The organism is Ancylobacter rudongensis, assembly GCF_900100155.1.
In the GTDB taxonomy this organism is placed as follows: Bacteria; Pseudomonadota; Alphaproteobacteria; order Rhizobiales; family Xanthobacteraceae; genus Ancylobacter; species Ancylobacter rudongensis.
In genome coordinates this window covers 185,473-204,577 of sequence record NZ_FMTP01000003.1, presented here as the reverse complement: position 1 = coordinate 204,577, position 19,105 = coordinate 185,473, and the positions used below count along the sequence as shown (strand labels likewise).

The window sequence follows — 19,105 nt, the reverse complement described above, 5'->3', positions numbered from 1 at the left end:
GTGAAGACGATGGAAATAACCCGCAAGACCATGGAAGTGGCGACGGCGGTGCTGACCGGCAGTGTCGGCGCGCTGATCTGCTACGGCTCGACCGAGAACGGCATTGGCTGGGGACCGGGCGGGCCCGAGCCCGGCTATTTCCCCTTCGGCATTGGCTGCCTGATCCTGCTCGGCAGCCTCGCCACCCTGGTGCAGACCGTGTGGAAGCATGCCGGGGTGCACCACGCCGGCGCCGTGCCCGAGGAGCCGTTCATCAACGGGGCGCGGCTTCGCCTGCTGGTGGCCTTCGTGCTGCCGATCGTGGCGATGACGGCGATCTCGGCCTGGCTCGGCCTCTATATCGGCATGGGCCTGTACATCTTCTACACGATGCGCGTTTCCGCCGGATTCCGCACGCTGACCAGCCTGGCGGCGGCGCTGCTGGTGATCGCGCTCAACTTCATCGTGTTCGAGAAGCTGTTCATGGTCCCGCTGCTCAAGGGACCCATCCTCGAATATTTCGGCATCTACTGAAGAACAAGAACGGACTGAGGAAGCGTCATGGGCAATTTCGGGCAATTGATGGACGGGTTCGTCGTCGCCCTCACCATGCATCACGTCATGATCATGGTGATCGGCGTCCTGCTCGGCCTCGTCGTCGGCGTGCTGCCGGGGCTCGGTGCGCCGAACGGCGTGTCGCTGCTGCTGCCGCTGACCTTCACCATGGACCCGATTGCGGCGATCATCCTGCTCACCTCCATGTATTGGGGCGCGCTGTTCGGCGGATCGACCACCTCGATCCTGTTCAACATTCCCGGCGAGCCTTCCTCCGTCGCCACCACCTTTGACGGCCACCCGATGGCCAAGCAGGGCGAGGCGGTGCGCGCGCTCACTCTCGCCTTCGGTTCCGCCGGCTTCGGCGCCATGGTCGGCGTGGTGGTGATCACGCTGCTGTCGGGCTGGGTGGCGAATTTCGCGCTGCAGTTCGGCTCGCCAGAATATTTCGCCGTCTACTTCATGGCCTTTGCCAGCTTCATCGGCATGGCGGGCGGCTCGCCCTTCAAGACGCTGGTCTGCATCATGCTAGGCCTTGCCGTCGGCACGGTGGGCATGGACACCATCTCGGGCGAGGGGCGGCTGACCTTCGGCATCACCCAGCTCACCAACGGCATTTCCTTCCTCATCGTCGTCATCGGCCTGTTCGGCATCGGCGAATTGCTGCTCACCATCGACGAAGGCTACAAGTTCGAGGGCGTGAAGGCCAAGCTCAGCCTGCGGGTGATCCTGCGCACCCTGGCCGAGCTGCCGCGCTACTGGGTGACGCTGCTGCGCAGCGCGCTGATCGGCTGCTGGATGGGCATCACCCCGGGCGGGCCGACGGCGGCCTCCTTCATGAGCTATGCGCTCGGCCGGCGCTTCTCCCGCCGCGGCAAGTATTTCGGCAAGGGCGAACCCGAGGGCATCGTCGCCCCCGAGACCGCCGACCATTCCGCCGGCTCCTGCGCCCTGCTGCCGATGCTGGCGCTCGGCGTGCCGGGCTCGGCGACGGCGGCTGTGATGATGGGCGGGCTGATGATCTGGGGCCTCTCCCCCGGCCCGATGCTGTTCACCACAAGGCCGGATTTCGTCTGGGGCCTGATCGCCTCGATGTATCTGGGCAATGTCATCGCCGTGGTGCTGGTGCTCGCCACCGTGCCGATCTTCGCCTGGATCCTGCGCGCGCCCTTCACCGTGGTCGGCCCGCTCATCGCCATCATCTGCCTGATCGGCGCCTATACCGTCTCCAACCACATCTTCGACATCTGGGTGGCGCTGGCCTTCGGCCTCGTCGGCTATGTGTTCAAGAAGCTCGACTACCCGCTCGCCCCCTTTGTGCTGGCGGTGGTGCTGGGCGACAAGGCGGAGGACGCCTTCCGCCAGTCCATGCTGTCTTCCGGCGGCTCGCTCAGCGTGTTCTTCGAGGGGTCGCTCGTCGCCACCATGATGGGGATCGGCATTCTGCTGCTGTCGCTGCCGCTGCTCACCGCGCTGTTCGGCGGGCTGTTCCGGCGCGGCGCCGAGGAAGGCCAGACCTCCCGACCCTAGGCCTCGCCGAGATGCGGCGGTCCGGCCGGCGCATGTTCCAAGAGGTATCAAGCAACCTTTAGCCAGTGAGAGCCGCCATGTTCGGAGCCCTGCGCCTGCCCCACACCATCCTCTTCGGCGGCGGCCAACGCCACGTCATCGGCGCCGCCGCCGCCCGCATCGGCGCCCGCACGCTAGTGTGCACCGATGCGCGGCTGGCACAGCTGCCCGTCTTTGCCGATCTGCTGAAGGATCTGCAGGCCCATGGCGTGGAAGCGCGGGTGTTCGACCGCACCATCGCCGACCTGCCGATCGAGTCCATCAACGAATGCGTCGCCGGCATTGGCGACTTCAAGCCGGACAGCATCATCGGCATTGGCGGCGGCAGCTGCATCGACATGGCGAAGGTGGTGTCGGTGCTGCTCACCCATGGCGGCGAGGTCAGCGCTTATTATGGCGAATTCGCCGTGCCCGGCCCGGTGCTGCCGCTGATCGCCGTGCCGACCACGGCGGGCACCGGCTCGGAGGTGACGCCAGTGGCGGTGATCCTCGACAGCGGGCGCGGCACCAAGATCGGCATTGCCAGCCCCTACATCATTCCGCACATGGCGGTGTGCGACCCCGAGCTGACCATGACCTGCCCGAAGGGGCTGACCGCCTGCTCCGGCGCCGATGCGCTCGCCCATGCGGTGGAAGGCTTTACCAGCAAGACCCGCCCGGCCGAGCCGCTGCTGACCGAGCAGCATGTGTTCATCGGCAAGAACCTGCTCTCCGACCATTTCGCCAAGCTCGCCGTGGTGAATGTGTTCCGCTATCTCGCCCGCGCCTGCACCGATGGCAGCGATGTCGAGGCGCGCGAGGGGCTGATGCTGGCCTCGCTCGCCGCCGGCTGCGCCTTCGGCACCTCGGGCACGGCAGCGGCGCATGCGCTGCAATACCCGGTGGGCAACCTCACCCACACCTCGCATGGCGACGGGGTGGGGGCGCTACTGCCCTATGTCATGCAGTTCAACCGTTCCGCCAATCCGGACGCCTTCGCCGAACTGGCCGGTGTGGTCGGCCTCGGCCATGCCAGCATGGGCGTGGAAGCGCGCTCGCAGCTCTTCATCGACGAGGTGGCCAAGCTGTTCGCTGAAGTGGGCATTCCGCGCTCGCTGGAGGCGCTGGGCCTTGGCGCCGACCAGCAGCAGGACGTGGCCGCCGGCGCGCTGAAGGCAGAGCGGCTGGTGAAGAACAACCCGCGCCCGCTCGACCTTGCCGCCATGCTGAACATCACCCAGGCCGCCTTTGCAGGCGAACGCGCCGGCCTGCGCGACCTCTGACACGGGATATAAGCGATGACCCTCACCACTCCAGCCGCGACGGTCCAGACGGCCGGCAACACCTATCTCGTTCCCGGTTTCGAGGCGGCGGCCTTCCCGGTGCCGACCGACCTGCTGGTCGGCGACGCCTGGGTGCCCGGCGCCGGGGGCCAGCGCATCGACATTCTCGACCCGGCGACCGGCGGGGTGCTGACCTCGGTCGCCGACGCCACCATCGCCGACGGCATGGCCGCGCTGAATGCTGCCGAAGCGGCCGCCGCCGGCTGGGCCGCGACCCCGCCGCGCGCCCGCGCCGTTATCCTGCAGCGCTGCTTCCAGGCCATCGTCGACAATGTCGACTGGCTGGCCCAGCTGATCGCGCTGGAGAATGGCAAGGCGCTGCCGGACGCGCGCGGCGAGGTGATGTATGCGGCCGAGTTCTTCCGCTGGTACGCGGAGGAGGCGGTGCGCATCAATGGTGACATCTCGATCGCCCCGGCCGGCGGCAACCGCATCATGGTGCAGTACCAGCCGATCGGCGTTTCGCTGCTGATCACGCCGTGGAATTTTCCCGCCGCGATGGCCACCCGCAAGATCGCCCCGGCGCTGGCGGCGGGCTGCACCTGCATCCTCAAGCCGGCGGAAGAGACGCCGCTGACCGCGCTGGCGGTGGGCGAGATATTGCGCCAGGCCGGCGTGCCGGCGGGCGTGGTCAATATCATCAACACCTCCGACCCCGCCGGCGTGTGCCGCGCCATCCTGCGCGACCGGCGCACGCGCAAGCTCTCCTTCACCGGCTCCACCGAGGTCGGGCGCATCCTGCTGCGCGAGGCCTCCTACAACGTCATCAACTGCTCGATGGAGCTGGGCGGCAATGCGCCGTTCCTGGTGCTTGACGACGCCGATCTCGACGCCGCCATTGACGGGGCGATGATCGCCAAGATGCGCAATGCCGGCGAGGCCTGCACCGCCGCCAACCGCTTCTATGTGCAGGGGGGCATCTACGACGCCTTCGTCGACAAGCTGGTGGCGAAGATGGGCGCGCTGAAGATGGGCGCCGGCACCGACGCCGCCAGCCAGTGCGGGGCGATGATCAACCGCGCCGCCATCGACAAGATCGAGACGCTGGTGAACGACGCGGTGGCCAAGGGCGCCAGCGTGCGGCTCGGCGGCAAGACGCCTGATGGGGCGGGCTTCTTCTATCCCCCCTCGGTGCTGGCCGATGTGTCACTTGATGCCGATTTGCTGCGCGAGGAGATCTTCGGCCCGGTGGCGGCGGTGGTGAAGTTCACCGATGTCGAGGACGCGGTGCGGATGGCCAACGACACCGAATATGGCCTCGCCGCCTATGTCTACACCGAGAACATGAAGCGCGGCCTGCAGCTGGCCGAGCGGCTGGACTACGGCATGGTGGCGCTCAATCGCGGCCTTGTCTCCGATCCGGCGGCGCCGTTCGGCGGCGTCAAGCAGAGCGGGCTCGGGCGCGAGGGCGCCCATCACGGCCTGCTGGAATTCACCGAGGCCAAGTATATCGCGGTCAACTGGTGAAGGCCCTCCGGGCGGGCGGCCCCCACGGAGCCCGCCGCCCGCCCGGAGGCAGCCGCGTGAAGGCGGGCCCGGCTGCCGGCTTGGTGGGAATGATGAAAACCTATATCTTATATCATCCGGGGTTTGGGTTCGATTCTCATGGCTGCCAACAATCAGGAGCCGTTGTCCTTCGCGCGGCTGGTCACACTCGACGAGCGGCGGCCGGCCTATCCGCAGTCGCTGGTGGAACTGGCCTACGAGCAGCTGCTCTCCATGCTGGTGACGATGAAGATCGCCCCCGGCGCGCATATCGGCATCGAGGCGCTGGCGCGGCAGCTGGACATTTCCCAGACCCCGATCCGCGAGGCGCTGACGCTGCTGGAGGCGCAGAAGCTCGCCTACAAGATCCCCAATGTCGGCTTCCGCGCCGCCGAGCTGCTGACCCGGCGGGAGGTGCACGATTTGTTCGAGCTGCGCCTGCTGATCGAGCCGGCGGCGGCGGCGTTCGCGGCGCAGAAGGCGGAGGATGGCGCGTTGGCGCGCCTCGCCGGCCTTGCCGGGGAGATGTCCGACGCGCAGACCGGCAACGAGCTGGCCTATGCCCAGTTCGCCGAGGGCGACGCCAGGCTGCACCATCTGGTGGCGTCGGCGAGCGGCAACCGCTTCATCGCCGAGACGGTGGAGGGGCTGCACGCCCATCTCCACATCTTCCGCTTCCTGTTCAAGACCAACGCCACCACCAAGGCGCTGCAGGAGCACGAGGCGATCATATCAGCGCTGCTGGCGCGCGACCCGGTGGCGGCCGAGCGGGCGATGCGGGCGCATCTGGAAGCCTCGCGCGCGCGGATGAACGTCGTGCTGGAAGAGCAGGAGCGCCTCGCCGCCGCGCAGACGCCCACGCCCGATGGAACGAGCCGGCGCGGGCGTTCGCGCCGGCGCTGAGCCGCGCCCGGCAGGGTGGGGCGGGGTTTTGCTCGCCGGCAAAATCATATAGGATATATGTAATGACCGATGGCGCGTGCCGCCCGGGCGTTTCGCGCCCGGCCGGCCGTCCCAACTGGGGCGGGCCGGTAGGCGCCGGCCGCGAAGAAACAGGCCGTCCAGCACGGCGCGCCGCCAAGGCGCGGGTCGACGGCACTCGAAACGGGAGGATTTTCTGATGGCGCTGCCCCTGCAAGGCATTCGCGTGCTCGACATCTCGCAGGTGATGGCGGGGCCCTTCTGCTGCATGCTGCTGGCGGATATGGGCGCCGACGTGATCAAGATCGAGCCGCCCGGCACGGGTGACTCGACCCGCCATTCCATGGGCTTCCGCCTGAAAGGCAGCGACAGCCCGGGCTTTCTGGCGCTCAACCGCAACAAGCGCTCGATCACGCTCGACCTGAAGTCGCCTGAAGATCGCGAGGTGCTCTACGCCCTCGTGAAAACCGCCGACGTGCTGGTGGAAAATGCCCGCCCCGGCGTCGCCGGCCGGCTCGGCATGGACTACCCGACCTTGAAGGCGATCAATCCGCGCCTCGTCTATGCCAGCATTTCCGGCTTCGGCCAGACCGGGCCGTGGTCGCAACGGCCGGGCTTCGATTTGATCGCGCAGGCGGTGTCCGGCATTCTCAGCTCCAATGGCTTCCCGGATATGGAGCCGGCAAAAAACTCCATCGCCGTCGCCGATCTCGGTGCTGGCCTGTTCAGCGCCTACGCCATTCTCAGCGCGGTGATCGGCCGGCAGACCAGCGGCGAGGGCCAGCATATCGACGCCTCGCTGTTCGAGGCGGCGCTGGCGCTCTCGATCTGGGAGACCACCGAATTGTGGGGCACCGGCAAGTCCCCGACCCCAATCGGTTCGGCCAACCGCATGTCGGCGCCCTATCAGGCGGTGGAAGCCTCCGACGGCTGGTTCGTCATCGGCGCGGCCAATCAAGGCCTGTGGCTCACCTTCCTCAAGGTGCTGGGCCGCACCGAATTGCAGGACGACCTGCGCTTTGCCACCAATGCGGCGCGGGTGACCAACCGCCTCGCCCTGATGGAAGAGCTGGCGCCGACCTTCCTCACCCGCACCCGCGAAGAGTGGATCGACGCGCTCACGCAAGCAGGCGTGCCGACCGCGCCGATCCTCGACTATGGCGAGGCGGTGGAAAGCGAGCAGGCGGTGGCGCGCGAGATGGTGCAGATGGTGCCGCACCCGGTGGAGGGCGAATTCCGCGCGCTCGGCTTTCCGGTGAAGATGAGCGGGACGCCGCAGGAAATCCGCCTGCCGCCGCCGCTGCTGGACGAGCATGGCGCCGAACTGCGCCGCGAGCTGGTGGAGAAGGGGCTGCTGAAGCACGCGACCCGCAAGGAGACTGTGTGATGAGCAGCCCGCGCATCGATTTCGACCGCCAAGGCGACGTCGCCTTCGTCCGGTTCAACAACCCCGAGGCGCATAACGCGCTGACCACCGACATGTGGCTCGGCCTGCGCGATGCGGCGCTGCGGATCGCGGAGGATTCTTCGATCCGGGCAGCGGTGTTTCGCGGCGTCGGCGGCAAGGCCTTCGTCTCCGGCACCGACATTTCAGGCTTCACGAAATTCACCAGCGGCACTGACGGGCTCGATTACGAGCACCGGATCGACGAATGCATGGCGGCGGTGGATGCCATTCCGGTGACGACCTTCGCCGTGGTCGATGGCTGGGCGGTGGGTGGCGGGCTCAACATCGCCTCCGCCTGCGATTTCCGCCTCGCCACACCGGGCGCGCGCTTCGGCTCGCCGATCGGCCGCACGCTGGGCAATTGCCTCTCCGCGCTCTCCATGGCTCGCATCGGCGGCGCGGTCGGCGTCGGCATCGCCAAGCGGATGGTGCTGCTCGGCGAGATCATCACCGCGCAGGAAATGCTCGACAAGGGCTTCCTATTGAAGATCGTCGAACCGGGGGCGATGGATGCCGAGATCGCGGCGCTGACCGCCCGCGCGGCGGAAAACGCACCGCTGACCACGCGCGCCAGCAAGGAGACGATCCGCCTGCTGGCGCTGGGCACGCTGCCCGACATCGAGGCGATTGTGGCGGAGGTCTATGGCAGCGCCGATTTCCGCCGGGGCGTCGAGACTTTCCTCGCCAAGACCAAGGCGCTGCCGAACTGGACCGGCAGCTGAACGCGCCTGCCCTTACAGATCCGGCTGCAGCTCGTTCTCCAGCACCTTGCGGGTGACGCGCCAGCCATTGAGGTGATGGGCGCGCAGCAATTCGCGCAGCAGCGGGCCCTGCCGCTGCTGCAGCGCCAGCAGAATCTGCTCATGCTCACTCACCGCCCGGCTCCAGCGGGCGCTGACCCGGTTGCCGGCGAAGCGATAGAGCCGCACCCGCGCGCTCTCCGTGCGGTAGACCCGCGACAAGGCGGGATTGTGGGCGCAGTCGACAATGTGCTGGTGGATGTCCTGGTTGACGCGGAAATAGCCGACCAGATCGCCCGCGCGCTGGCAGGCGACCATGCGGGCGTGCAGCCCGGCAACTTTCGCGAACTGCTCGTCCGTGCCGCGCGCGCAGGCCAGCTCCGCCGCCACGCTCTCCAGCCCGGCCAGCAGCTCCATCGCCATGTCGACATCGGCCGGCGACAGCTCGACCACCTGCGCGCCGCGATTGGGCACGATGGCGAGCAGGCCCTCGGCTTCCAGGATCTTGAACGCCTCGCGCAGCGGGGTGCGGGTCACGCCCAGCCCCTCGGTCAGGCTGCGCTCGGACAGCCGCTCGCCCGGCGGCAATTGGCCGGAGAGGATGCGCTCGCGGATGCGCTCGGCGACAAAGGCGGCGCTGCGCCCGCGCAGGCTGCGGGCCTCCGGGGCAGGCTCTGGGGTGGCGGTGTCGGGCGCGTATTGCATGCAAACATCGTGGCACATTCGGCATTATTGGTCCAGACGGGTTGATTTCCGCCGCTGATTGCATGCAATATGTGTCGCGAGTTCACGAAGGCCCGTGCAAGAGGCGCCGGAACGCGAGGAAATGTCGAGGGCGAGGTGCCGCCGCTGCGGGCGCCGTCCTGCGCTTGCATTCATCCGCGCCCGCGCGGGCTGAATCGCCGCGCGCGCGTTCCTCGTCATTCCCGGCGCCGCCGCGCGGGCGGACCGTGACCGAGGTCCTGCGACACCGAGGCAAGCTATGAACTACCATCGTTATTTCGCCGCCGACCGGGGCCCGGTCGAGACCTGCGTCGTCGGCACTGGCGGCTTCGGCCGCAGCTTCCTGGCGCAGGGCCTGCGCGTGCCGATGATGCGCTGCCGGGTCGCCGTCGACCGCGAGGCGGAGGTCGCCGCCCGCGCGCTGGCCTCGGTCGGCATCGACCCGGCGCGCATTCATCTTTGCACCACGCCGGAGGAGGCGCAGGCGGCCTTCGCGGCCGGCGATTTCGTCGCGGCGGGCGATCTCGCCACCGTGCTCGGCCTGCCCGTCGAAGTGGTGGTGGAAGCGACCGGCCATCCCGAGGCCGGCGCCCGCCATGCGCGGCTCACCCTTGAAGCCGGCAAGCATCTCGCCGTGGTCTCAAAAGAGCTCGACAGCGTGGTCGGCCCCGGCCTTGCCCGCCTGGCGGCGGCGCGCGGCGTGGTGGCGACGCCGGTGGATGGCGACCAGCCGAGCCTCTTGATCGGGCTTATCACCTGGGCGCAGACGCTTGGCTTCGAGATCGTCGCCGCCGGCAAGTCGAGCGAATATGACTTCGTGTTCGACGCCGCCACCGACGAGCTGACCAGCAATGGCCGCTCCATCGCCGCCCCCGGGATGGCCGCGCATCTCACCATCGGCACGCGCCCGGCCGCCGAGATCGTCGCCGCGCGGGCGGAGGTCGCCGCCATGCTGCCGCAGCGCGCCGTGCCTGACCTGTGCGAACTGCTCGTCGTCGGCAATGCCACCGGGTTCCTGCCGGACCGGCCGGACCTGCACGCCCCGATCGCCCGCATCAGCGAAGTGCCGGACCTGCTCGCCGGCCGCACCGAGGGCGGGCTGCTGGCCGGGGAGCAGCGGATCGACGTGTTCCACTGCCTGCGGGCGCCGCACGAGCCGAGCTTTGCCGGCGGCGTGTTCGTGGTGGTGCGCTGCACCGACCGCGAGACCTGGGACATGCTGGCGGAGAAGGGCCATGTCGTCTCCCGCTCCGGTGCCACCGCCATGCTCTATCTGCCGCGCCATCTGCTCGGCATAGAAGCGGCGACCACCATCCTTGAGGCGGCATTGCTCGGTGCCTCCAGCGGCGGCCTGGACCCGCGCCCGCATCTCGACCTCGTCGCCCGCGCCACCCAGCCCCTGCCGGCCGGCGGCGTGCTCGCCATGGGCGGGCATCACCACACGATCGAGGGCGCAACAGCGGAGCTGGTGCCGGCGAGAGCGCTGACACCGGACGCGCCGGCGCCGTTCTACCTCGCCGCCAACCGTACGCTCGCCCGGCCGGTGGCGGCCGGGCAGCTGATCACCATGGCCGACATCGCGGTGGACGAGGGCTCCGAACTGCTGGCGCTGCGCCGCCTGCAGGACGCGGCGTTCTTCGGCGCGCCGGCCCAATCCTGACGCTTCGCGCCGACATCAAGGAGACTGCCATGACCCCCCGCATCGCCATCGCGCCCGGCGACCCCGCCGGCATCGGCGCCGAACTCGTCGTCCGCCTGCTCGCCCATGCGCCGAACCGCGACGCCGCCGACATTCTCATCGTCGCCGACCGTGACGAGCTGGAAGAAGCCATGCGGATCTGCGGCGCGCGCTTCGACTATGCGCTGGCGGGCGATGCCGAGCGCCCGGCCTTCTCCCCCGGCGTGCCGGTGCTGGTGGATTATCGCGGCCGGGGCGAGGCGCCGTTCGAGCGCGCCGTCTCCACCGCCAATGGCGGGCGCTACGCCATGGACACGCTGCGCCGGGCGATCGAGTACACCACGGCCGGCGTGACCGACGCGGTGTGCTTCGCCCCGCTGAACAAGCATTCGCTGCATCTGGGCGGGCTCGGCCATCCCGACGAGACCCATTGGTTCGCCGAAATGCTGCAGCCCAACGGCCCCTATGGCGAACTGAACGCGCTGGACGGGCTATGGACCAGCCGCGTTACCAGCCATGTGCCGCTGAAGGATGTGGCGGGGCTGCTGACCGAGGAGCGCATCGTCGGCGCGATCCGGCTCATTCACTCGACGCTGGTGCGGGTGGGCGTGGCGGCGCCGCGCATCGCCCTGTGCGGGCTCAACCCGCATGCCGGCGACAATGGCAGCTTCGGCCGCGAGGAAATCGACGTGATCGCCCCCGCCATCGAGGCGGCGCGGGCGCAGGGGCTGCCGGTGCTCGGCCTGTTCCCCGCCGACACGCTGTTCCTGAAGAAGGACGAGCTCGACGCCATCGTCACCATGTATCACGACCAGGGGCAGATCGCGATGAAGCTGATGGGCTTCTCGCGCGGCGTCACCGTGCATGGCGGCATGCCGATCCCGATCGCCACGCCGGCGCACGGCACCGCCTTCGATCGCTATGGCAAGGGCGAGGCCGGCTGGGGCGCCATCCAGGCGGCGTTCGATGTCGCCTGCCGCATGGCGCGGGCGCGCCGGGACGCGGCGCCGGCGGCCTGATAAAAGCCGAGGCGTCCTGAACGGAGACCCGCCGATGAAGATCCTGATCCTCGGTGCCGCCGGCATGCTCGGCCGCAAGCTGCTCTCCCGTCTGGCGGCGGAAGGGCTCGGCGGGGCGGCAGTGACGACCGCCGTGCTGCACGACGTGGTCGACCCCGCGCCGGCATCGCCGCTGCCCTTCGCGGTGGAGTGCCATTCCGGCGACTATGCCGCCCCCGGCGCCGCCGAAAAGCTGGTGGCGGGCCGGCCGGCAGTGATCTTCCACCTCGCCTCCATCGTCTCCGGCGAGGCGGAGGCGCGGTTCGAGGAAGGCTACCGGGTCAATCTCGACGGCACGCGGGCGCTGCTGGAGGCGATCCGGGCATTGCCGGACTATCGGCCGCGCGTGGTGTTCGCTTCCTCGCTCGCGGTGTTCGGCGCGCCGTGCCCGGAGGTGGTTGATGACGATTATCTCTGCGCGCCGTCCTCCTCCTATGGGGTGCAGAAGGCGATGGTGGAGCTGCTGTTGGCCGATTACAGCCGGCGCGGCTTCATTGACGCTCTGGCGCTGCGCCTGCCCACCGTGTGCGTGCGCCCCGGCCGGCCGAATGCGGCGCTGTCGGGCTTCCTCTCCTCGCTCATGCGCGAGCCGCTGAACGGTGAGGAGGCGGTGCTGCCGGTCGATGAGGCGATGCGGGTGTGGATCGCCTCGCCGCGCGCCGCCGTGTCCTATCTCCTCCACGCCGCCAGCCTCGACACCGGACCGCTCGGCGCCCGCCGCAGCCTCAACATGCCGGGTGTCAGCGTGACCGTGGGCGAGCAGATCGCGGCGCTGCGGGCGCGGGCGGGCGCGCGGGTGGCCGGGCTGATCCGCCGCGCGCCGGACCCGACGGTGGCGCGGGTGGTGGGAAGCTGGCCGCAGCGCTTCGATGCGGCACGGGCGCGCGCGCTGGGCTTTGTCGGCGATGCGGACTTCGCCGCCATCCTCGACACGTATATCGCGGAAGAGCTGGGCGGGCGCCTGCCGGCGCCCTGACCAGGATTGGCACAGGACTCAGGCGTCCGCGCCAGCCACCAGCCGGCGCAGCGCGGCCTCCATCTCGGCGAGGTTGCTATAGACGATGGCGTAGCGCGGCAGCCGCTCCAGCGTGTCGAAGAAGGCGTCGAGTTCGGCCGCGCCGGCTGTCTCGGCAAGATCGAATTCCGCTTCCATCAGTTCCAGCAGCGCCCGCGCGGCGGAGAGCGGCTCCACTCTCAGCGGCGCGCCCGGCTCGAAACGGGGAAACACGAAGCCGCGCACGCGTTTCTCCGCGCCATCAGTCCGCAGATGGAGATGGAGCGGCACCGGGAGGTAGCGCCCGCGCTTCTCGCCCTCGCCAATAAGCGGCAGCGCCGCCAGTTGCGGGTGGAAGGGCAGCAGGGTGGCGAGGCTGCCCGGCTTGATATTGATCGCGCCCGGGAATGGGAGAACCACCGTCTCGCCTTGGCGGAATCCCAAAGCGAGGGAATCGTCGGTGGCGAAGCGCCAGCCGCGTGTGACCAGATAGGCCGAGAGCGTGCTCTTGCCGGCACCGGACACCCCCGCCAGCACCATGGACCCCTCGTCTGTCGCCAGCCCGGCGCCATGGACGAAGACGGAAGGGCGGGGATCGCGATAAGCGAGGTCGAGCAGCCACAACCGCGCCTTGCCGACCGCGATCACCACCTGGTCGGAGAACAGAAGGCGCGCGCCGCAACGCAGGAGGAACCCCTCCTGGCTGACGACAAGGTCGATGGTCGCCACAGGGGGATGATGATCGGGCAGCGGATCGAGGAAGCCGCCGAAGAAGCCGAACATGCGCCGGCCGCTGGCCAGCCGCGACGCGAGCATGTCCGCATCCGCCGGCTCGGCGTCCCGCGCCACGGCGCCGGCGGCCCCTATCGGCGTCGGCGACTCCCCCACAAGCAGACGGAACGCCACGGAGCGTTCGGCGAGCCGCACCTGGCCGCTCTCGATCAGCGTTTCGTCGGCACCCGGGGCCGGCCCGGTCGGGGAGGGCGGATCAGGATCGGGTGGCGAGTGGCCCTTCAGCCGCACCCGCCCGGCCTCATCCCGCTCGGTCCAGCCGAATGTCCCCCATGCCGCAAGGCAATCGTGCAGGTCCTGCGGGCCGAGTGCCGCCGCTTCGCCGAGCGCGGCGGGGGCGGTGAAGGCGTCCGGCAGGCTGAGGAAGAGCCGCGCGGCGGGGGCATTGAGGGCGTGCGCCATCTCCCGCTCCCTGTCGAAGACAAAGAGCAGGTCGTCGAGCACGCGGAAATAGAAGCGCGGCTCGGTGCCGCTGTCGCGGGTCGTTTCCGGGAAAGCGCGGTCCGTCATCGCGAACCGTCACCCGGCACAGGCACTCGGCTTGGGGCCCGACGCCCGCCGCACTGAACGACCTCCGACAAAGCGGCGTGTTCCTAGCTGGCGGCGGCGGCGTGGCGGATCGACATCAGGCTGAGCGTCACCGGCACGCCATAGGTCGCGACCTTACCGAGCTTGCGCAGGGCGGCGCGCCGGTTTTCATCGGCGATCGGCTGGGCCTTCTTGACGGGGCGGGCGTCGTCTTCTGCGGACATCATTCACTCCGTGCGATCGGCGGCCGGCTCCCGAGGCGGGGCGCGGCTTTCTAGATGCGCCCCGGGAAGGGCTGTTGTCGATTATTTCCGATGCGCGATCGGTGCCGGGGCATGGCTTGCCCCAACCCCGCGGCGCGGATGTCAGCAGGCGCGGGCGGACCGGGTCATCGCCATCAGGCTGACCGTGGCCGGAACGGAATAGGCGGCGGCCCGGCCGAGCTTCAACAGCGCCGCACGGCGGCGCGTATCGGCCACGACAGCCGACGCCGCGATGTCGGCCTCACCAGCGGGCGGGATCTTGGCGCTGTCGGCAGTCGTGTCATCGCGGCTCATGCGTGTCTCCAAAATGGGTGTGCGCCAAAGACCGAGCCGATGGTGCAACGGCGCGCGGCCCTTGCCGCCATCAGCTCGCCCGGGCGGAGCGGGACATCATCATCAGGCTGATCGTAGCGGGAACGGCGTAGGCAGCGGTGCGGCCGAGCTTGCCCAGTGCCGCACGGCGGCGCGGGTCGGTGGCTTCCGGTAGCGTGGCGGGGGCCGGCGCGTTCTTCTCGGTGGTCGGTTCGCGGTCCGTGGCCATGCGTTCTCCTCTTGTCGGCTGCGGCACGGCCCGTCCGCCACCGGCCGGGCCCTGGGGGTAAAAATGCACCGCCGGGAAAGGGGCGTCAACTGACGGCGACGGCACGGCCCGTTATCGGCGTCATGTCGCGGGCGCGCCGGCGTGCTTGCCCGGCTCGGAGGGCTTCAATACCGTTGGCGCGGCGCCGGAAGCCCCGGCGCCCAACCTGGTGCCCAATGTGGCGCTGCAGCAGCTATCGGGAAGCGCCATGCCACGCCGGAATACCGCTCTCGAAAGCCTGCGCCAGCTCTGCGCGCTGGTCTCGCCCTTCTCCACCCGCGACCAACTGCTGGCGGACTGGCCGTCGGACCCGCCCTGGCAGGCCCTCCTCGCCCAGGCCGACACCCATCGGCTCCTTCCCGCCCTTTCCGTCGCGTTGGCCCGCCATGGGCTTGAGGACCGGGTGGATGCCGACGTGGCGGACATTCTGGCGGCGGTGGCGGACTGGAACACTGAGCGCAATGAGGGTTTCCGGCGGCAGATGCGGGTGCTGAGCGCGGCTTTCAACGCCGCTGGCCTCGAGCCGGTCTGGCTCAAGGGGGCGCTCACCCTGCTGCCGGCGCACGGCCCCGCCGACGGACGCCTGATGATGGACCTCGACGTCTGGTTTGCCGGCGAGAGCCGGCAACGCGCGGCGATGGCGGTGCTGCGGGGGCTGGGCTATGCCTCGGAGAGCGAGGTGGCGGGCCCGCGCCATTATCCGCCGTTCTTCCATCCGGGCGAGATGGCACGGGTGGAACTGCACTGCACCATCGTCGGTCCCCATGAGGCGCTGCTGCCGGTCGATGTCGCCGCCGCCGGGGTGGAGAGCCTCGACTGGGACGGGCTGCGGATCGCCAGGCTGGACCCGCTGTCGCGGGTCCTGTGCTCGCTGGCGCAATGCACCAGCCCCGATTCCGAGCGGCTGGCGACCGCCGAGGTGCCGCTGATGAAGGCGCTCGATTTCGCCACCCGCATCCATGACGATTTCGGCGGGGTCGTGCCCCCAGCGCTGATCGCGCGCGTCCGGGAGACGGGCTGGGAACGCTCGACCCAGCGCCTGCTCACCCTAACCGAGAGCTTTTTCGGGCTGCCCAATCCGCTTGCCTCCGACCCGGCGCTGGTGCGCATGCTGGAGCGCATCACCAGCTGGCCGCGCTGGCATCATTCGCTGAAGGCGTTCCGCTCGCTGTTCGGTGCGGGAGGGCGAATGGTGCTGGCCAACCCCCGGCGGGCGCCGGCCATGGTGTCGCATTATGTGGCGCGGCTGATCGCGCCGGGCGCGCCGAAAGAACGCTGAGCGGCGGGGCGGCCGTCCGGGAGGACGTGCCCGCGCAGGAAGACGTGCCCCCGTAGGAGGACTTGCCCCCGCAGGCGCGGCTGCCTAAGCGTTGGCGTTCAAGCATCGCCGCCTCCGGCGACCCGCGCCGACCGTTCCGCCGAGACCGTGACCGCCATGGCCCTGACCCTCCTGATCTTTCTTCTGGTCTATGTCGCCATGGGCTTCGGCAAGCTGCCGGGCTTCAAGGTCGACCGCACCGGCGCCGCCATTGTCGGGGCGCTGGCGGTGATGGTGGCCGGCGGCATCAGCCCGAAGGCGGCGTGGGAGTCGATCGATTATGCCAGCGTCGGCATGCTGTTCGGGCTGATGGTGGTGTCTTCCGCCTTCGTCGTCTCCGGCTTCTATGCCTGGACCGCCGAACGCGTGGCGCTGCTGCCGGTGAGCGCGCCGGTGCTGCTGGCGGTGCTGGTCGGCGTCGGCGGCGGGCTCTCGGCGCTGCTGACCAATGACGTGGTGGTGGTGGCGATGACGCCGCTGCTGGTCTCGCTCACTTTGGCGCGCGGGCTCAACCCGGTGCCGTTCCTGCTCGCCTTCTGCTTCGCCGCCAATACGGGCTCCGCCGGCACGCTGATCGGCAGCCCGCAGAACATGATCGCCGCGCAGCAGCTCGGCCTGTCCTTCAACGGGTTCCTCGCCATTGCCGGCCTGCCGGCGCTGGCCTCGCTGCCGCTGGTCTGGGGGATCGTGGCGCTGATCTATCGCGGCCGCTGGACTCTGCCGCAGGGCGCCGGGGCGCCGGGCCCGGACTCCGCGCCGGCCGCGCCCGCGGTGCCGCTCAACCGGGTGGAGACGGCGAAGGCGGGGCTGGTGACGCTCCTCGTGGTGGCGGCTTTCATCTTCAGCGACTGGCCGCGCGAACTGATCGCGCTCGGCGCCGCCGGCGTGCTGCTGATCAACCGCCAGATCGCCTCGCGCGACCTGCTCGCCCATGTCGATGGCGACCTGCTGCTGCTGATCATGGGGCTGTTCGTGGTCAATGCGGCGATGGCGGCCACCGGCCTGCCGCAGGAACTGCTGGGCGGGCTGCGCGCCACCGGGCTCAATCTCGACGATCCGCTGGCTCTCTATCTCGTCGGCGGCGCGCTGAGCAACATCGTCGGCAACAACCCCGCCGTCATGCTGCTCATCCCCTTCCTCACCCCCGGCCAGGACGCCGAGGCGCTGGGCGCGGCGCTGGCGCTGGGCACCGGCTTTTCCAGCAACCTCATCGTCTTCGGCAGCCTCGCCGGCATCATCGTGGTGGAGCAGGCCGCCGCCTGCGGGGTGAAAATCTCGTTCGGCGAGTTCGCCCGCGCCGGCGTGCCGGTCACGCTCGCCTGCATGGCGATGGCCGCCGGCTGGATCGTGCTGATCGCTCCCTGAGCCGCTACTGGTCGATGCGGCAGGTGAGTTCCTGCCGGTCGTCGGGAAGCTCCCACGTCGTCATCCGGTCGGAAAGGCGGGTCATCAGCGCGAACACCACGCCGTTCATCTGCGCGTCCTCGTCGGCGTCGGGATCGAGGGTCAATGCCGGGCCCGCCGTCAGGGCCTTTCCGGTCCACGCAAAGGTGAGCTCCAGTGCGTATTCGTCGAAGCGGGCGGCGACGGCGATCGGCGCTGCGGGCGAGAGGCTCGGCGCCGCCTCGGCGAATTCGTCGGCCAGCTGGGTCAGGCGCAGCAGCGCTTCCGCCCGAACGCCCTCGCGGGCGCCGATCTCGGCCAGGAAATGCCGCAGCGGCGCAGCGCCTTCCGGCGCGTGCCAGCTCAGCCGGTGGGAGGCCCGGGCGCCGAGGCGGAACAGCGCGTTCAGCCCCAGTGCCGCCAACAGCGCCAGCACGAGCGAGGAGGTGATGAAGGGCTGCAGGGCCGGGGGAAGGTGCGCGGCATAGAAGCCGGGCAGGTCGTCGAAGGAGAGGCCGAGGAACAGCGCCAGCCCGATCGTCAGCGTGCGCCGGGCATCGAGCACGCGCTGGCCGAGAATGGCGATGCCCGACAGCGCCACGAAGCTGGCGGCGAACAGCAGCGCCGCGCCCAGCACGCCCTGCGGGACAATCAGCAGCAGCGTGGCGGCGCGCGGCAGGAAGGCAAGGACGATCCAGCCAATGCCGACGCCGATGACCACCCGGCGGGCCAGCACCTGCGTCGCCACCGACAGACCGACGCTGGCGGAATAGCTGTTGAGCCCCATCGTGCCGATGAGGCCCGCCACCAGCGTTCCGACCCCATCGGCCAGCACTCCCGCCTCGATGCCGGCATAGTCGGGACGCTTCCAGTCGGGATCGTTGATCTTCTGGCTGGCCACCACGTCGCCGAAGGCGCGCAGCGTGCAGGCGAGCGCGCCGACGAGGAACCCAGGCAGGAGCACCAGGTCGAAACGGGGGGCGAAAAGCGGCCAGGCCATCCCTCCGGGCACGAAATCCTCGGGTGTGAGGTGCAGGGGGCCGGTGGGCGGATGGAAGGGCAGGTGGAGGGCGAGGCCGGCGCCGAGCCCGAGCAGCACCGCGATTGTGCGCAGACGCGGCCCGCCCCACACGGCGACGCCGATCATGACGACCAGCGCCGCCAGCGCCGGCCCGGTCTGTGTCGGCGCCAGCGGGTGGCCGGTGTCGTAGCCGACAATCAGCTTCAGCGCGACGATGCCGAGGATGATGCCGATCATCAGCACGGTCAGCCCGACGATCTCGACCGGGAGAAAGGGCCGCAGCCGGCGGATGAACCGGCTGAGCACGATCTCCGTCAGCCCGGCGGCGATGGTGAGGCCGGCCACCGCCTCAAGCCCGCCCGCGCGGGCCGCTGTGAGCGCCGCCGGCAGATAGGCCGCGGTGAACACCGCCGGCAGCAGGAAGCCGCTTCCCATTCTTGGCAGGCCGAACAGGCGCCCGCCCCAGCCCTGCGCCAGCGTCGCCACGCCCATGGCGAGCATCGCCAGCTGGAGATAGCGCGCCTGCAGCGCCTCGTCCGCGCCGGCGGCCTGGGCGACGAGCAGGGGGAAGACCAGCGTGACCGCCATCAGCCCCATATGCTGCACCACCGCCGTCAGCAGGACGGCGTGCGGCGGGCGGGACTCCAGGTCATAGCGCGCGGTCATGCGGGCCTGAGATGCGGGGCGCCAGTGCAGCGGGCGCCGCTGGGGGACTGACTTAGCCCGAAAAATCGGCCGTCGCCAACTGC

The 19,105-nt window shown here is 69.7% G+C and carries 18 protein-coding genes; 12 read left to right on the top strand and 6 right to left on the bottom strand.

Annotated features, from left to right (window positions below):
* The first annotated feature begins 9 nt into the window (after positions 1-9).
* The 7 genes from BLO63_RS09110 to BLO63_RS09080 all read left to right on the top strand — a co-directional run bounded on the left by BLO63_RS09110 (position 10) and on the right by BLO63_RS09080 (position 8,000).
* Complete coding sequence (locus tag BLO63_RS09110) at positions 10-513, top strand: tripartite tricarboxylate transporter TctB family protein (RefSeq protein ID WP_091439358.1); 504 nt, start codon at positions 10-12, stop codon at positions 511-513.
* A gap of 27 nt (positions 514-540) precedes the next feature.
* The gene (locus BLO63_RS09105; RefSeq protein ID WP_091439355.1) at positions 541-2,064 is read left to right on the top strand and encodes a tripartite tricarboxylate transporter permease; all 1,524 of its coding nucleotides are present in this window, start codon (positions 541-543) and stop codon (positions 2,062-2,064) included.
* Between the two features lie 77 nt (positions 2,065-2,141).
* Entirely contained in the window at positions 2,142-3,365 is a 1,224-nt protein-coding gene (locus BLO63_RS09100) for an iron-containing alcohol dehydrogenase (protein WP_091439354.1), read from the top strand.
* Between the two features lie 15 nt (positions 3,366-3,380).
* The gene (locus BLO63_RS09095; RefSeq protein WP_091439351.1) at positions 3,381-4,892 is read left to right on the top strand and encodes an NAD-dependent succinate-semialdehyde dehydrogenase; all 1,512 of its coding nucleotides are present in this window, start codon (positions 3,381-3,383) and stop codon (positions 4,890-4,892) included.
* Between the two features lie 138 nt (positions 4,893-5,030).
* Positions 5,031-5,813, top strand: coding sequence for a GntR family transcriptional regulator (locus BLO63_RS09090; RefSeq protein ID WP_244517777.1), 783 nt, complete (start codon positions 5,031-5,033; stop codon positions 5,811-5,813).
* A 217-nt stretch (positions 5,814-6,030) separates the two neighbouring features.
* Positions 6,031-7,218, top strand: coding sequence for a CaiB/BaiF CoA transferase family protein (locus BLO63_RS09085; RefSeq protein WP_091439345.1), 1,188 nt, complete (start codon positions 6,031-6,033; stop codon positions 7,216-7,218).
* On the top strand, positions 7,218-8,000 hold the full coding sequence (locus BLO63_RS09080; RefSeq protein WP_091439344.1) for an enoyl-CoA hydratase: 783 nt from the start codon (positions 7,218-7,220) through the stop codon (positions 7,998-8,000). Before BLO63_RS09085 ends, BLO63_RS09080 begins: the two co-directional genes overlap by 1 nt.
* A gap of 12 nt (positions 8,001-8,012) precedes the next feature.
* Here BLO63_RS09080 and BLO63_RS09075 read toward each other — a convergent pair whose 3' ends face one another.
* Complete coding sequence (locus BLO63_RS09075) at positions 8,013-8,723, bottom strand: GntR family transcriptional regulator (RefSeq protein ID WP_091440389.1); 711 nt, start codon at positions 8,721-8,723, stop codon at positions 8,013-8,015.
* Between the two features lie 277 nt (positions 8,724-9,000).
* Between BLO63_RS09075 and BLO63_RS09070 the strand changes: the two genes are divergently transcribed.
* From BLO63_RS09070 to denD, 3 genes are read left to right on the top strand one after another with little or no spacing between them, the layout of a single operon-like run.
* A complete protein-coding gene (locus BLO63_RS09070; protein WP_091439341.1) occupies positions 9,001-10,401 on the top strand; it encodes an NAD(P)H-dependent oxidoreductase in 1,401 nt (466 codons plus the stop codon).
* Positions 10,402-10,430: 29 nt separating this feature from the next.
* Positions 10,431-11,438 (top strand): 4-hydroxythreonine-4-phosphate dehydrogenase PdxA, encoded by a 1,008-nt coding sequence (locus tag BLO63_RS09065; RefSeq protein WP_091439339.1) that lies wholly within the window; start codon positions 10,431-10,433, stop codon positions 11,436-11,438.
* 34 nt (positions 11,439-11,472) lie between these two features.
* Positions 11,473-12,453 (top strand): D-erythronate dehydrogenase, encoded by a 981-nt coding sequence (gene denD, locus BLO63_RS09060; RefSeq protein ID WP_091439337.1) that lies wholly within the window; start codon positions 11,473-11,475, stop codon positions 12,451-12,453.
* An 18-nt stretch (positions 12,454-12,471) separates the two neighbouring features.
* Here denD and BLO63_RS09055 read toward each other — a convergent pair whose 3' ends face one another.
* From BLO63_RS09055 to BLO63_RS21105, 4 genes are all read right to left on the bottom strand, one after another.
* Entirely contained in the window at positions 12,472-13,773 is a 1,302-nt protein-coding gene (locus BLO63_RS09055) for a hypothetical protein (protein ID WP_091439335.1), read from the bottom strand.
* 83 nt (positions 13,774-13,856) lie between these two features.
* On the bottom strand, positions 13,857-14,015 hold the full coding sequence (locus BLO63_RS21110) for a hypothetical protein (RefSeq protein WP_162841799.1): 159 nt from the start codon (positions 14,013-14,015) through the stop codon (positions 13,857-13,859).
* Between the two features lie 141 nt (positions 14,016-14,156).
* Positions 14,157-14,348: a hypothetical protein gene (locus BLO63_RS09050; RefSeq protein ID WP_091439333.1), complete on the bottom strand. Its 192-nt coding sequence runs from the start codon at positions 14,346-14,348 to the stop codon at positions 14,157-14,159.
* 70 nt (positions 14,349-14,418) lie between these two features.
* Positions 14,419-14,595 (bottom strand): hypothetical protein, encoded by a 177-nt coding sequence (locus BLO63_RS21105; RefSeq protein WP_162841798.1) that lies wholly within the window; start codon positions 14,593-14,595, stop codon positions 14,419-14,421.
* Between the two features lie 247 nt (positions 14,596-14,842).
* Between BLO63_RS21105 and BLO63_RS09045 the strand changes: the two genes are divergently transcribed.
* Positions 14,843-15,913 carry a nucleotidyltransferase family protein gene (locus BLO63_RS09045; RefSeq protein WP_091440387.1) on the top strand — a complete coding sequence of 357 codons (1,071 nt, stop codon included), beginning with the start codon at positions 14,843-14,845 and terminating at the stop codon, positions 15,911-15,913.
* Between the two features lie 156 nt (positions 15,914-16,069).
* Complete coding sequence (locus tag BLO63_RS09040) at positions 16,070-17,317, top strand: ArsB/NhaD family transporter (protein ID WP_091439332.1); 1,248 nt, start codon at positions 16,070-16,072, stop codon at positions 17,315-17,317.
* Between the two features lie 4 nt (positions 17,318-17,321).
* On the opposite strand, the gene BLO63_RS09035 is transcribed toward BLO63_RS09040, so the two are convergent.
* Positions 17,322-19,022, bottom strand: coding sequence for a uracil-xanthine permease family protein (locus BLO63_RS09035; protein ID WP_091439329.1), 1,701 nt, complete (start codon positions 19,020-19,022; stop codon positions 17,322-17,324).
* Positions 19,023-19,105: the final 83 nt, after the last annotated feature.

Bases quoted from the DNA above. Each gene is read 5' to 3' on its own strand.
- BLO63_RS09095 (WP_091439351.1), top strand. From the start codon at position 3,381: ATGACCCTCACCACTCCAGCCGCGACGGTCCAGACGGCCGGCAACACC.
- BLO63_RS09075 (WP_091440389.1), bottom strand. From the start codon at position 8,723: ATGCAATACGCGCCCGACACCGCCACCCCAGAGCCTGCCCCGGAGGCC.
- BLO63_RS21105 (WP_162841798.1), bottom strand. From the start codon at position 14,595: ATGGCCACGGACCGCGAACCGACCACCGAGAAGAACGCGCCGGCCCCC.
- denD (WP_091439337.1), top strand. From the start codon at position 11,473: ATGAAGATCCTGATCCTCGGTGCCGCCGGCATGCTCGGCCGCAAGCTG.
- BLO63_RS09055 (WP_091439335.1), bottom strand. From the start codon at position 13,773: ATGACGGACCGCGCTTTCCCGGAAACGACCCGCGACAGCGGCACCGAG.
- BLO63_RS21110 (WP_162841799.1), bottom strand. From the start codon at position 14,015: ATGTCCGCAGAAGACGACGCCCGCCCCGTCAAGAAGGCCCAGCCGATC.
- BLO63_RS09110 (WP_091439358.1), top strand. From the start codon at position 10: ATGGAAATAACCCGCAAGACCATGGAAGTGGCGACGGCGGTGCTGACC.
- BLO63_RS09070 (WP_091439341.1), top strand. From the start codon at position 9,001: ATGAACTACCATCGTTATTTCGCCGCCGACCGGGGCCCGGTCGAGACC.
- BLO63_RS09050 (WP_091439333.1), bottom strand. From the start codon at position 14,348: ATGAGCCGCGATGACACGACTGCCGACAGCGCCAAGATCCCGCCCGCT.
- BLO63_RS09080 (WP_091439344.1), top strand. From the start codon at position 7,218: ATGAGCAGCCCGCGCATCGATTTCGACCGCCAAGGCGACGTCGCCTTC.
- BLO63_RS09065 (WP_091439339.1), top strand. From the start codon at position 10,431: ATGACCCCCCGCATCGCCATCGCGCCCGGCGACCCCGCCGGCATCGGC.
- BLO63_RS09100 (WP_091439354.1), top strand. From the start codon at position 2,142: ATGTTCGGAGCCCTGCGCCTGCCCCACACCATCCTCTTCGGCGGCGGC.
- BLO63_RS09035 (WP_091439329.1), bottom strand. From the start codon at position 19,022: ATGACCGCGCGCTATGACCTGGAGTCCCGCCCGCCGCACGCCGTCCTG.
- BLO63_RS09105 (WP_091439355.1), top strand. From the start codon at position 541: ATGGGCAATTTCGGGCAATTGATGGACGGGTTCGTCGTCGCCCTCACC.
- BLO63_RS09045 (WP_091440387.1), top strand. From the start codon at position 14,843: ATGCCACGCCGGAATACCGCTCTCGAAAGCCTGCGCCAGCTCTGCGCG.
- BLO63_RS09090 (WP_244517777.1), top strand. From the start codon at position 5,031: ATGGCTGCCAACAATCAGGAGCCGTTGTCCTTCGCGCGGCTGGTCACA.
- BLO63_RS09085 (WP_091439345.1), top strand. From the start codon at position 6,031: ATGGCGCTGCCCCTGCAAGGCATTCGCGTGCTCGACATCTCGCAGGTG.
- BLO63_RS09040 (WP_091439332.1), top strand. From the start codon at position 16,070: ATGGCCCTGACCCTCCTGATCTTTCTTCTGGTCTATGTCGCCATGGGC.